General features: G+C 74.8%; 5 protein-coding genes. All 5 read right to left on the bottom strand.

Going from position 1 to position 13,045, the window contains the following annotated elements:
• Positions 1–47: 47 nt before the first annotated feature.
• The 5 genes from ACTIE5_RS21665 to ACTIE5_RS21645 all read right to left on the bottom strand — a co-directional run bounded on the left by ACTIE5_RS21665 (position 48) and on the right by ACTIE5_RS21645 (position 12,869).
• Positions 48–1,187: a hypothetical protein gene (locus ACTIE5_RS21665; RefSeq protein ID WP_439551806.1), complete on the bottom strand. Its 1,140-nt coding sequence runs from the start codon at positions 1,185–1,187 to the stop codon at positions 48–50.
• Positions 1,184–2,506: an aminotransferase class I/II-fold pyridoxal phosphate-dependent enzyme gene (locus ACTIE5_RS21660; protein WP_439551805.1), complete on the bottom strand. Its 1,323-nt coding sequence runs from the start codon at positions 2,504–2,506 to the stop codon at positions 1,184–1,186. The genes ACTIE5_RS21665 and ACTIE5_RS21660 overlap by 4 nt, the downstream gene beginning before the upstream one ends.
• A 177-nt stretch (positions 2,507–2,683) precedes the next feature.
• Positions 2,684–10,192 carry an SDR family NAD(P)-dependent oxidoreductase gene (locus ACTIE5_RS21655; protein WP_439551804.1) on the bottom strand — a complete coding sequence of 2,503 codons (7,509 nt, stop codon included), beginning with the start codon at positions 10,190–10,192 and terminating at the stop codon, positions 2,684–2,686.
• An 87-nt stretch (positions 10,193–10,279) separates the two neighbouring features.
• A complete protein-coding gene (locus tag ACTIE5_RS21650) occupies positions 10,280–11,554 on the bottom strand; it encodes a glycosyltransferase family 4 protein (protein WP_439551803.1) in 1,275 nt (424 codons plus the stop codon).
• A gap of 295 nt (positions 11,555–11,849) precedes the next feature.
• Positions 11,850–12,869 (bottom strand): C-terminal binding protein, encoded by a 1,020-nt coding sequence (locus ACTIE5_RS21645; RefSeq protein WP_439551802.1) that lies wholly within the window; start codon positions 12,867–12,869, stop codon positions 11,850–11,852.
• Positions 12,870–13,045: the final 176 nt, after the last annotated feature.

Here is a 13,045-nt window from a genome sequence, read left to right as displayed (position 1 = left end):
GGGGCACCTGTCAATGCCACTCGGCACGGCAGCGGTTTCGTCGTGCTTCAACCCTCGGTGGGCGAATGGGCGGGCATCGCCCAAAGCCGCCAGCGCCCGGTGACGGGCGCGGGCAGGCGCGCCATGGCGTTGAGCATCGCGGCATTGTCCTCGAGGATCCAGGAGATCTCGATCCGCCGCCATCCCCGGCGCGCCGCCAGCCCGAAGGCGGCATCCAGCAGCGCCCCCATGGCGAGGGCGGAGGCGGGGTGGCGGCGGAAGGCGCGGGTGATGCCCAGCATCGGGATCCGCGCCTGGTCCGCGCCTGCCGGGATGCGCCCTGCCAGGGCGGCCAGCAGCCGGGCCCAGCCCAGGGGCAGCAGCCTGCCGTCGCGCGGCAGGGCGGCATCGATGTTCGGCACCAGCGACAGCAGCCCGACCGGCTTGCCGTCCCAGGCCGCGATGAAGACCTGCCCCCGCCACAGCAGGGGGCGGAGCAGCGTGGCCAGCGTCTCGACCTCCGCCGGGCCGAGTGGCACGGCGCCCCAATTGTCTGCCCAGGCATCGTCGAACAGCGCCGCCACCAGCCGGACCTCCGCCGCGTAGTCCGCCCGGCGAAGCCCGCGGATGGACAGGCGGGCCATGTCCGGGGCGCGCGCAGCGGCAAGGCGGGCGAAGCGGGTACGGTGGCGTTCGGTGGCCAGGTCCACGGTGCAGGCCAGCACGTCCTTCACGGGCCGGAGGCCCGCCGCATCCAGCGCCGCGGGCAGCCAGGGCGGCGTCGCCGGCATGCGCAGCATCGGCGGCCGGTCGAAGAAGCCGGCCTGGGCGCCGACCTCGTGGTTGATCGTGAAGGATAGCGGGCCGAGCAGCGCATCCCGCCCGTGGGCGGCCGCGAAGCCCCGGGCGGCATCCAGCAGCGCCCGCAGCACCGCCGCATCCTCCTCCACCGCCAGGAAGCCGAAGGTGGCGGGGGCGGCGGGGTCGTGGGGCACGCAGGCGGCGATCCGCCCCACCGCGCGCCCATCCCGCCAGGCCAGGAACCGCGCCACGTCATGGGTGGCAAGGAAGCCGTTGGTGGCGGGGGCGAAGAGGCGCCGTTCCTCCCACCGCAGCCGGGGGCCCCAGCCGGCTCCTTGCAGGCGCGCGGGCAAGGCGTGGAAGGCGGCTTCCTCCGCGCGGCCCCGGGGCGGCCGGGTCTCGATCACCCCGCGAGATCGGCGGGGGAGATACCGTCATTCGCCGCCACCAGCGCGGCGACGGCGTCGCGGATGTCGCGTTCCTCATGCTCGGCGGAGATGAAGAAGCGCAGCCGCGCGGCTTTTTCCGGCACGGCGGGGAAGATGATCGGCAGCGCGTTCACGCCGCGCTCCAGCAGGGCCGCGGAAACGCGGACGGCGCGCACCGAACTGCCCAGCACGACGGGCACGATGCCGAGGCCGGCGGAGGCCCCCGTATCGAAGCCCCGGGCGCGGCAGAGGTCGCGGAACAGCGTGGCGTTCGCCTGCAGCTTCCCCACCCGCCAGGGCTCCGCCTGCATCACCTCCAGCGCCGCGAGGGCGGAGGCGGCCAGCGGCGGCGCCAGGCCCACCGAATAGACGAAGCCCGGCACGGTGTGACGCATCCAGTCGATCAAATCGGCCCGGCCGGTGATGTAGCCGCCGCAGGCGCAGAGCGTCTTGGACAGCGTGCCCATCCAGATGTCGACCTCCGAGGGATCGATGCCGGCGGCCTCGAAGGCACCACGGCCGGTGGCGCCGACCACGCCCAGGCCGTGCGCGTCATCCACCATCAGCCAGGCATCATGCTTGCGCGCCATGGCGACAAAGGCGGCGAGGTCCGGGACATCCCCGTCCATGGAGTAATGCCCCTCGACGATGAGGAGGGCGCGGGCGGCGCCGCGACGTGCGGCGGCCAGTTCGCGTTCCGCCGCGCGGGCGTCGTTGTGGGCGAAGGTGACCCGGCGCGCGCCGGACAGCTTGGCGCCCTCGGCCGCGGAGTTGTGGATGGCGGCGTCGTGCACGATGACGTCGCGCGGGCCCATCAGGTGGCCGATGACGGTGACGTTGGTGGCATGCCCGCTGACGAAGGCGAGCGCGGCTTCCGCCCCGTAATGCCGCGCCAGCGCCGCTTCCAGCGCCCCATGCACCGGCCTTTCGCCCGAGACGAGGCGGGAGGCCGAGGCGGAGATGCCGTAGCGGGCCATCGCCGCCGCCGCCGCCTGGTGCAGCCGCGGGTCGCCGTTGAGGCCGAGATAATCGTAGGAGCCGAAATTGATGACGTCCCGGTTGCCGATCAGGCTGTGCGCGCCGGCACGGCCTTCATGGGCGCGGAAGAAGGGGCTTTCGATGCCGAGCGCCGCCATCCCTTCCTGCACCAGGCCCCAGTCGCGCAGGTTCTGGATGCTGCTGAAGCCACGCCCATCCGTCGTGCCCTGCGCGTCCTGCCCCTCTCGCCGCCGGGCGAGGCGCTGCACCAGCGCGAGCCGCGCGGTGGCGGAAAGGCCGAAGCCGTGTCCCCGGACCATGCGTCAGGCCTCGGCCGACCGGTGGTGGCGCTGCGCGCCGGGAAAGGGACGTTGGCGCTGTGCGCCGGGCCAGGGAAGGTGGCGCTGTGCGCCATCCGGGTGTGGCGTCACTGCCATGGTCGCGTGCCGAACCCCTCAGGTGCTGTGCGGCCGGGCCTGGGCCGGTGGTGTCGCCCCTCATTCCGCGGCGCGGATATCGCTTCGCTGAGGTTCGAAGGCTTCCATCAGGGTGGAGATGGTGGCTTCCGTGTCCGGCTGCGCGATGGCCGCCGCGGCGATCTGCCGTGCCAGGGCCCCCACCGTCAACTCCTCGCTGAGCGCGGAGAGCGCGACCTGCACGCCGAGTCGCTGTTCCAGCCCGCCGCGCAATTCCATGGCGCCGAGGCTGTCGAGCCCGAGCGCCGTCACCCCGGCATCGGCGCCGACCCCTTCCGGCGGCAGGCGCAGGATGCGGGCGATCTCCTCCTGCACCAGGCGGAGCACCAGCGCCTCCGCCTCCGGCCGCGGCAGGCTGGCGAGGTGGGCGCGCAGATCCTCCTGCGCCGGCGCGGCGGCGGCGGGGCCCGCCAGCGCGGCCAGCATCGGCTCCTGCATGATCGGCAGGGCCAGGCGGCCTTCGGCGGGGCCGAGGCGCACCACCATCGGCGTGGCATCGCCCGCGGCCAGCAGCGCCGGCAGCAAGGCCAGCGATTCCGCCGCCGTCATGGCGGCGACGCCGAGGCGCCGGTTGAGCCGGCCGGCCTTGTCCCCATCGGCCGCGAGCATGCCGACATCGGTGATCGGCCCCCAGGCCACGGCCAGCGCCGGGCGGCCGGCGGCGCGGCGGCGGCGGGCCAGGGCTTCCAGCGCTGCATTGGCGGCGACGTAGTTGGACTGGCCGGGGTTGCCGAAGGCCGTGGTCGCGCTGCTGAACAGCAGGAACAGCGCCAGCGGGTCCGCCGCCGTCAGCCGGTCCAGATTCTCCGCCGCTACCAGCTTCGGCGCCAGCACGCGCTGGAAGCGGGCGGCATCCATGGCGGTGGCGGCGCCGTCATCCAGCACGGCGGCGGCATGCACCACGCCGCCGATCGGCCGGCTGGCCCTGATGCGCGCCAGCGTCGCCGCCAACGCATCCGGATCGGCGGCGTCGCAGGCATGGATGGCGGCGCGGGCGCCCAGCGCCGCCAGGTCGCGCAGCGCATTCGCCTGTTCGCCGGATGCCTCCGCGGCGATGGCGCCGTGCCGGCTGATGAGGGCCAAATGGCGCGCGCCCTGCGCGGCCAGCCACTTGGCCGTGGCGAGGCCGAAGCCGCGCGTGCCGCCGACGACGACGATCGTCGCCTCCGCCGGCGGCGCCCAGGGCGCGACGGCGGCGGGCTGCGGCGCGGGCGGGCGGATCACCAGCTTGCCGATATGGGTGGAGGCCTGGAGGGTGCGGAAGGCGGCTTCCACCTCCTCCGGCCCGAAGGCGGCATGGGGCAGGGGCAGGAAGCTGCCATCCTGCAGGCCATCGCGCACCTTGCCGAGCAGCCGCGCCGCGACGCCGGGGCGGGCGCGCGGCAATTCGTCCACATCCACGGCGAAGTAGCTGGCATTGCGGCGCAGCGGGCGGATCGGCGCGCGGCGATTCTCCACATAGTCCCGCTTGCCGAGTTCCACGAACCGCCCGAAGGGCTTCAGCAGCGACAGGCTGCGTTCCATCGCATCGCCGGCGAGGGAGTTGAGGACCACGTCCACGCCTTCCGGCCACTGGGCGCGCAGCGCGTCGGCGAAGCCGGGGTCGCGGCTGTCCAGCACCAGCTCCGCCCCGGCGGCGCGCAGGAAGGCGCGCTTGGCGGGGCTGCCCGCCGTCATCGCCACGCGGGCGCCGATCTGCTGCGCGACCTGCAGCGCCGCGAGGCCGACACCCCCGGCGCCGCCATGGATCAGCACCGCCTCCCCCGCCTGCAGCGCGGCGCAGGATTCCAGCGCATGCAGCGCGGTCAGGAAGGCGACGGGAATGGTCGCGGCTTCCTCGGCGCTCAGCCCATCCGGCAGCGGCGCGATCGCCTCCACCCGGGTGATGGCGCGGGCGGCGAGTGCCGCGGGGGCGAAGCCGAAGACGCGCGTGCCGGGCCGGATCGCGACACCGGGGCCGGCGGCGGTGACCGTGCCGGCGCATTCCATGCCAAGGGTGGGGCCGGCGAAGCCGGCTTCCAGCACTTCCTCCGGCAGCAGGCCCTGCGCCCACATCAGGTCGCGGAAATTGAGGCCCGCGGCCTCCACCGCGATCGCGACTTCCCCGGGGCCGGGTGCGCGGCCAGCCGGGAGGCCAGGCATGGCTTCCCAGCGCAGCGTGCCCAGCCGGCCGGGCTGGCCGATGCCGAGCATGAGGGGACCGGCCGGCGGCGGCGGCACCACCGGCTGCAGGCGCGGAACCAGGCGCTGGTCGGGGCCGAGCGTGACCTCCGCCTCTGCCGCCGGCGAATCGAGTTCGGCGGCCAGGCGCCGCGCCGCGGCGGCCGGCGCCATGCCGGGGGCGACATCGATGCGGCGGGGGCGCAGCGACGGCATCTCATTCGCCAGGACGCGCATCAGGCCGAGCAGCGCGGCGGCTTCCGGGACGTGCTGGCCCTCGGCGGGCTGCTGGCCGCCGCTGGTGGCCAGGATGAAGCCGCTGGCCTGGCCCTGCGCGGCTTCCGCCAGGCGCGTGATCGCGGCGAGGGTGCCGGGCAGGCTGGTGGCGTCCGGGCTGGCGCAGCACAGCAGCCGCACGCCGCTGAGCGCGCTGGCATCGATGGCGGCGCCCAGCACGCCGCGCGCCACGCTGCCGCCGCGGCGCAGCAGGCGGGCGGCCAGGGCATCGGCCAGGGGCAGGGAAGCGGGGTCCGCCAGCAGCAGGGTCCGCGGCGGCGCGGGCGGGGCGGCGGCGGGGGGCGGGGGGGCCTCGCCCACCAGCAGCAAGGCGGGCCAGGGCGCACAGCCCAGCGGTTCCGCCGCCACGGCCCGGAAGCCTGCATCGGCCAGGCGGCCTGTCCAGAGCGTGGCGTCCGGCAGCGACCCGCCGCCCGATCCCGCGGGATCGGGGCCGAGGCCGCTCCACCAGGCCGGGTCCTGGCCGCAGACGAAGGTCCAGACGCGGCCGGGCAGGGGTTCGGCGAGCAGCAGCGCGCCCCCTTCCGCCAGTGCCCGTCGCAGCGCCGCCGCCATCGCGACCCCGGCCCGGGCGCGGGCCGCCGGGGCCAGCCCGATGACGAGGTCCGCGACCAGCGGCGGTGGGGCATCGGAGAGCGGGTCCCACACGGCACCCGTCAGGGCGCTGCCCGCAGGCAGGCCCGGCGGAAGGGCGGGCAGGGCGACATGGCCATCGCCGGCCGCCACATAGACCAGGGCGCGGCCCAGCGGCGCGATCCGCGCCAGCACGCGGCGCGCCAGCACGCCTCCGGCGGTGCCGACTTCGAGGATACGGATGGGCCTTGTTTCCGGCCAGGCGGCGGCCAGGGCACCCACCGCGGCGGCGACGGCCTCCGCCAGCTGCGCCATGGCCAGTCCCTCGGCCGGCGGCGGCGCGGGATCGCGCATGTGGCCGCGCAGCGCGTCCGGCAGCCGTTCCGCCGAATCGGCGATCCAGGCGAGGTCGAGCGCCAGGCCCGGCTGTTCCGCCAGCACGGAACGCCAGATGGCCTCGGCCGGCGGCAGGGCGCTATCGGGCAGCAGGCGGATGCCGCCGCGGGCCAGCGGCTCCGCCGCGCCATCCTCAATCAGCGCCCGGCGCAGGAAGGCGTGGTAGGGCGATGCCTCCGGCGGTGCGTCGGCATGGGCGGGATCGGCGGCGTAGAAGGCCTGCGCGGCCGCGGCGACATGCGCTTCCAGCAGCAGGGCGGCTTCCGTCAGGTCCATCCCCGCGGCGGCGGCCCGTGCGGCTTCCAGGGCCGGGGCCAAAGCGGGGGCGGGCGGCGCGCCTTCCGCGGCGGGGGCGAGTGCGATGCGCCAGGCGGCATCGGCGGCGGGGGGCGCGCCGGCCTGGCCGAACATCTGCGTGAACATCTGGAACACAGCGCCTTCCACCCGCGCCACGGCCTGGCCGGCGGCATCGCGCAGCACGGCGCGCGCGGTGACGGACCGGGCACCGCGACGGACCAGCGACACCTCCGCCAGCACCGGCGGCACGGCGCCCGGGCGCGCGACCACCCGGGCGAAGCGCACGGGGGCAAGCCCGATGCCCGGTGGCAGGCCAGCCTCCCCCAGCAGGCCGAACAGGCCCTGCAGCGCGCCGTCGAGGCGCGAGGGATGCAGCAGGAAGCCGGCATCGGGGGGGGCTGCGTCCGGCAGCGCCAGGCGCACCAGGGCGCGGCCCAGCCCATCGGCCGCGCGCAGGCTGGCCTCCACCCGTTCGACCGCTGAGAAGGCGGGGCCGTAGGTCAGGCCGAGGCTGGCGGCCAGGCCGCGGATGGCGGCGCCGTCGATCACCACGGCATCGGACAGGGCTCCGCCCGGCGGCAGGGCAAGGGCTGCGGCGGTCACCGCATGGGCCTCGCCTTCCGCATGCAGGGCCCAGGCGTCGCCGGACAGGCGGCGGCGGCTTTCCAGGCGGAAGGCCCCCGCGGCATCCAGCGTGCTGCGCACTTCCCGCGTCCGCCCGGGCTCCAGCGCCAGGGGGCGGAGGATGCGGAATTCCGCCACTTCCAGCGCGACGGCCTCGGGGTGGCGGGTTCGGGCGGCGGCCAGGGCCATGTCCAGCATGGCGGAGGCCGGCAGCACGGCATCGGGGCCCAGGCGATGGTCGGCCAGCCAGGGCTCCAGGTCGGTGTCGAGCGCGCGGGACCAGGTGCCGGGCTCGCTGCCCCGCCGGAAGCCGAGCAGCCGGTGATCCTGGTCCGGGTCCACCAGCCGCGCGCTTTCCACCGTGGCGGCATGCCAGGTGGGCCTGCGGTCGAAGGGCGTCAGCGGCAGGCGGCGCGCGGCCGGGTTGCCGGAACGGGGGGCGCGGAAGGCGGGGCCGCCGCGCGGATCGGCACCGCCCGCCACCAGGCGGTCCGCGATGCCAGGGAAGGGGTCCTGCCCCGCCGCGTCGCGCCGGCTGAGCGTGGCCAGGGGCGAGGCCTCCACCGCGGCGGCGCGGAACGTCTCCCGCATGTAGGATTGCAGGACGGGGTGCGGCCCGATTTCGACGAACAGCCGGGCGCCGCGGTCCAGCGCGGTACGCAGCGCGGCTTCGAACAGCACGGGCTGGCGGAGGTTGCCCCACCAATAGGCCGCCCCCGCCGCCACACCGTCCAGAGCCTGGCCGGTGACGGTGGAGACCATGGGCAGCCGCCCGGCCCCTGGCGCGAGATCGGCCAGGTCGGCCAGCAGGCCGTCCCGCACCGGGTCCATGGCGCTGCTGTGGAAGGCGAAGTCAAGGTCGAGCGGGATGAAGGAACGGCGCCGCCCTTCCGCCAGGGGCCGCAGCGCCGCCAGCGCGGGGCCGGGGCCGGCCAGGGTGACGGAAGCCGGGGCGTTCAGGGCCGCGACTTCCAGCCCCGCCGCTTCCGGGCCGAGTTCGGCGATCATCGCGGCCGCATCGGCGGCGGCGGCGCCGAGGGCCGCCATGCGCCCCACGCCCTGCATCCGCTGCTGGTGCCGGCTGCGCGCAACCACGAGCCGGGCGGCCGCCGGCAGGTCGAGGATCCCCGCGGCATGGGCGGCGGCGACCTCCCCCACCGAATGGCCGAGGACCATGTCCGCGCGGATGCCCTGCGCCGCCAGCGCGCCAAGGCTCGCGACCTGGATGGCGAAGAGCAGGGGCTGCGCGACATCGGTCGCGGCCAGATCGGCGGCGGAGACGCCGGCGCGCAGCATCGCGAGCGGCGACCAGCCGAGCAGGGGGGCCAGCGCGGCATCGACGGGGCGGAAGGCCCGGCGGAAGGCGGCGGAATGGGCCAGCGCGGCGCGGGCCATGCCTGCATGCTGCGCGCCATTGCCGCTGAAGACGAAGCAGGTGCCGCCGGGCGAGGACTGCGCCGCGCTGGCCACGCCCCCGGTCGCGGTGCCGGTCGCGGTCCCAGGCGCGGACCCATCTGCAGGCGGGCCTTCTGGCGTGCCGGCGGGGCGGCGCCAGGCGGCGATGGCGGCGGCCAGCGCATCGCCATCCCCGCCGCGCAGCACCAACCGGTGGGGCAGGAGGTCCCGGTATCGCGCCGCGCCGCGCGCCAGGGCGGCGGCGGCGGCGACATCCTGGCCCCGCAGCCGCGCCTCCCACCGCCCGGCCAGTTCCGCCAGCGCCGCGGCGGATCGGGCGGAGACCACCAGCGGCGGCATCGCGCCCGGGGGGGGGGCCAGGGGGCGGTCCAGGGGGCGGCCATCGGCGGGCACCACGGCGCGGGCCGGCGCCGGCCCCAGCAGGACAGTGGCGTTGGTGCCGCCGAAGCCGAAGGAATTCACCCCGGCGACGCTGCCCGGCGCCAGGCTGTCCAGCGCCTCCGCCTCGCCCACGACGCGCAGGTTCAGCGCGGCGAAATCGATGTTCGGGTTGGGGTTGGCCTGGTGCAGCGTTGGCGGGACGCGCCCCTGTTCCAGCACCAGCATCGCCTTCAGCAGGCCCGCCAGGCCGGAGGCGGGCTCCAGATGGCCGATATTCGTCTTGATGGAACCGATCGGCAGTGGCCGGGCACGGCCGGCAGCGGCCTGGCCGATCGCCCAGGCCTCGGTCGGGTCGCCAACCTGGGTGCCGGTGCCATGCGCCTCGAAATAGGCGAGGTCATCCGGCGTGATGCCTGCCTCGGCCATGACGCGGCGGATCAGGGTCGCCTGCGCCTCCCGGTTCGGCAGCGACAGGCCGATGGTGCGCCCGGCGCTGTTCACGCCGGTGCCGAGGATGACGCCCCGCACCGCATCCCCGGCCGCGAGCGCGGCATCGAGCGGCTTCAGCAGCAGGGCCACCGCGCCTTCCGCCCGCACATAGCCATCCGCCGCCGCATCGAAGGCCCGGCACCGCCCGGTGGGGGAGAGCATGCCGGCGCGGGAGAAGCCGATGAAGGCGAAGGGGGAGAGCAGCATCTGCACGCCCCCCACCACCGCCGCTTCCAGCCGCCCATCCGCCAGCGCCGCACAGGCGGCGTGGAGGGCGACCAGGGAGGAGGAGCAGGCGGTGTCGATCGTCTCCGCGGGGCCGCGCAGGTCGAAGACGTTGGTCAGGCGGTTGGACAGGATGGACAGCGCATTGCCTGTCATGAAGTAGCGGTCGGCGCCGCTGGTGTCGGGCAGGCGGAGTTCCGCGTAATCCGTCGCCGACCCGCCGACGAAGACGCCGACCGCGCGGCCGGCGATGGCGGAGGGGCGCCAGCCCGCATCCTCCAGCGCCTCCGCCGTCACTTCCAGCAGCAGGCGCTGCTGCGGGTCCATCTCCGCCGCCTCCCGCGGGGAGATGCCGAAGGCGCCGGCATCGAAGCCGCGCGCATCGCCGATGGTACCGGCGGCGAAGGTGTAGGATCGGCCGTATTCGTCGCGGCGCGGGTGGAAGAAGGCTTCCTTCACGAAGCGCTCGGCCGGCACCGATGTCACGGCATCCGTGCCGGCCGCCAGCATCGGCCACAGCGCATCAAGGTCCGGCGCGCCCGGCAGCCTGCAGCCCGCGCCCACGATGGCGATCGGCGCGGCCGCCCTGGCGGCGCCCTTCCGATTGCTCGGCGTGCCGGGCCCTGCGGCGCCGGGCCGTGTCGTCCGTTCTGGACGATCGGCGATCCTCATCGTGCCGCCCTCGCCCTGGTCAGTCGGCTGTCTTCGGCAGGCGGTGGTGACGGGACGGGGCGGGGCCCGGCGAAGCGGCGCCCAATGTCAGGTATGGCCTTCATCGCGCCGCCCGACGCCCGGTTCCGGCCGCGCCATGGCCGGCAGGGCAGGGATCAGGGATGGCTGGCCGATGGGCCGCTGCGCGAGGCGCACCATCAGCCGTTCAACCTCGATGAAATGCCGTTCCCAGCTCGGCGGCTTCCAGCCGGTCAGGCGGCCCATCTGGGTGCGGCGGCCGACGCTGTCCGACCGCGCGTAGTCCAGCACTGCCGAGCGCCAGGCGGAGCCGTCGAGCGGATCGAGGTAGTCCGGCACCGCGCCGCCCACTTCCCGCAGCGCGGCAAGATCGGACGCGATGGCGGGAACGCCGAGCGCCAGGGCTTCGGCCAGCGGCAGGCCGAAGCCTTCGGCGAAGGAGGGGAACAGCAGGGCGCGGGCGCCACGCAGCAGGGACGCGACCTCCCGGTCCGGCAGCGGGCCGGCTTCGCGCACCAGGCCATCCAGCGCGCTGCAGCGCTCCAGCATGTCCAGCACGTTCTCGTTCTCCCACCCACGGCGGCCGACCACGACCAGGCGCGGCGCCGCCGCGCCATGGGTGCTGGCGAGCTGCCGCCAGAGGTTCAGCAGCAGCAGGTGGTTCTTCCGCGGCTCGATCGTGCCGAGCACGACGAAATAGGGACGGAGCGCGACCGGCGGCGCTTCCACCATCGGCGGCGTGACGCCGAGCGGCGCGACCGCGACCTGGGGCGGGGAGGGGCGGGCGCTGAGCCAGGGCATCAGCTCCGCCGCCGTGGCGGCCGAGTTGACGATGATGGCGTCCGCCAGCGCGGCGGTCGTGACGATGCGGCGGCGGTGCTTCTCCGCGTGGCCGGCGCGGGCGAATTCGGGATGGTGCAGCGGGATCAGGTCATGGATCAGGGGCACGAAATGGCAGCCCTGGCGGCGCAGCGCCGCGATCCGCGCGGGGCGTTCCAGCGCCCGGTGGGAGACCAGCAGGAAGCATTTCGGGCCCGGCCGCCGCAGCGCTTCCACCAGCGCGCCGCGGCCGAAGGGCAGGGACAGGCGGGCGCGGCGCGCGGCGCCGGTGGCGATGCGCGTCCCGCTCTCCCACGCCTCCTCCAGCGCCGTCACCAGTTCACGGACGAGCGAGGCGGACAGGGCGGCGAAGCCCAGCAGCGGAACTTCCGCGACGAAAGTGCATTCAGAGGGGGCGAGATTCGCCCAGTGCCGCGCATAGGCCAGTTCGACACGGTCGATACCGGATGGTGCGCTGCGGTGCGCAACGCTCAGCAACCGGGAGATGTCGAGGAAGACGTGCATGCCTATCGCTTCCCTCGCCAGGGAGATGCCCGCCACCCGAAGATATTCGCCTGCTGGCGGGCCAAACTGCTGATCTCCTTGGCAAGGAAGTCAATCCGGTAGCGGATGGAGCTTCCCCGCGGCACACATTAGTGTGTCACAGTGTGCACCGCGTCAATCTCTTTTTTTCAACGAAACTGAAACCTTCCCGCCTGGCGTGTAGATTTCGCGTCATGGTTGTCAGCCCTGGTGGCGGCCTGAACCTGCGATCGGCAAGGGGTGCAACCCCGTTCCGTCGGGCGCGCGGCCCCATCATTCAGTCCTGGTCGGGCCGGATCACGTTCGTGTCAAGGCCGAGAACCAGGACGTCGCGCATCGTCTCCGCGCTCTTCCGCCGGATGTCGTCCCAGGCATGGGGCGTGTGGAAGGCGCTGTGGGGGGTGATGACAACGCGCCCCTTGAGCCATTCCTCCTTCGCGCGATAGGCGGCCAGCAGCCCCGGCACCGGGTCCACCGGCGGTTCCACCGGAATGACATCAAGCCCGGCCCCGGCCAGGTGGTTCGACCGCAGCGCCGCTTCCACGGCATCGATGTCGAGGCTGGTGCCCCGCGCGGTGTTCACCACCACCGCGCCCTGCGGCAGCCAGGCCAGTTCCCTGGCACCGATCAGCCCGCGCGTGGTCCGGGTGTCCGGCACATGGATGGAGAGGATGTCGGAGCCGCGCATCAGCTCCTCCAGCGACCGCGCCCGCTGGATGCCGAGCGCGCGATCCACGCCGTTCGGCAGGTTCGGGTCGAAGAAGCGGACCTTGAAGCCGAAGGCCTTGGCGCGCAGCGCGACGGCGGTGCCGATGCGGCCCAGGCCGACGATACCGAAGCCCTGTTCCTGCGCGCGCTTGATCAGCGGGCTGTCCACGTAGCGCCAGGCGGCCGGGGGCGATTCGCGCTGCAGGTCGTGGTGCAGGATCACGCCGCGGGTCAGGGCCAGGACCAGCGACATTGCGTGGTCCGCCACTTCCATCGTGCCGTAGTCCGGCACGTTGCAGACGGTGATGCCCCGCGCCGCGCAGGCCGCGCGGTCCAGCCGGTCATACCCCACGCCCATGCGCACCACGACCTTGAGCTTCGGGAAGCGGGCGATGTGCTGCGGGCGGAGCCAGTGGCGGAAGATCAGCAGGCCATCGACGCGGGCGCAGAGCTCGTCCGGCAGCATGTCCAGCGATTCGGTATGCGGCGCGCCGCCATGCAGCACCTGCACCGCCGGGCCGAGGACCTCCTGCTCCAGGATCGTGTCGGGATACATGCCCTCGGGCTCGAGGACGGTCAGCTGCGCCACGCGATGCACTCCCCCTGGGCCGGCTCTCCCGGCTGGTCTGCCGCACCATCACCGGTTGGCGGCGGCATCGCAACCGGGGGGGCGGGAGGGCAGCCATGCAGGCAGCGGTGCCGCCCGGATGCCGGAACGACGAAGCCGCCTGGACGGTGGTCCCGGCGGCTTCGATCAGGCGATCC

The organism is Falsiroseomonas sp., assembly GCF_051859025.1.
In the GTDB taxonomy this organism is placed as follows: domain Bacteria; phylum Pseudomonadota; class Alphaproteobacteria; order Acetobacterales; family Acetobacteraceae; genus Falsiroseomonas.
The sequence above is the reverse complement of the archived record's forward strand: the minus strand, read 5'-3'. Positions and strand labels throughout refer to the sequence as shown.

What these genes read in the sequence shown, in the direction of transcription:
- ACTIE5_RS21655 (WP_439551804.1), bottom strand. Translation starts at nt 10,192, where the DNA reads ATGAGGATCGCCGATCGTCCAGAACGGACGACACGGCCCGGCGCCGCA.
- ACTIE5_RS21650 (WP_439551803.1), bottom strand. Translation starts at nt 11,554, where the DNA reads ATGCACGTCTTCCTCGACATCTCCCGGTTGCTGAGCGTTGCGCACCGC.
- ACTIE5_RS21660 (WP_439551805.1), bottom strand. Translation starts at nt 2,506, where the DNA reads ATGGTCCGGGGACACGGCTTCGGCCTTTCCGCCACCGCGCGGCTCGCG.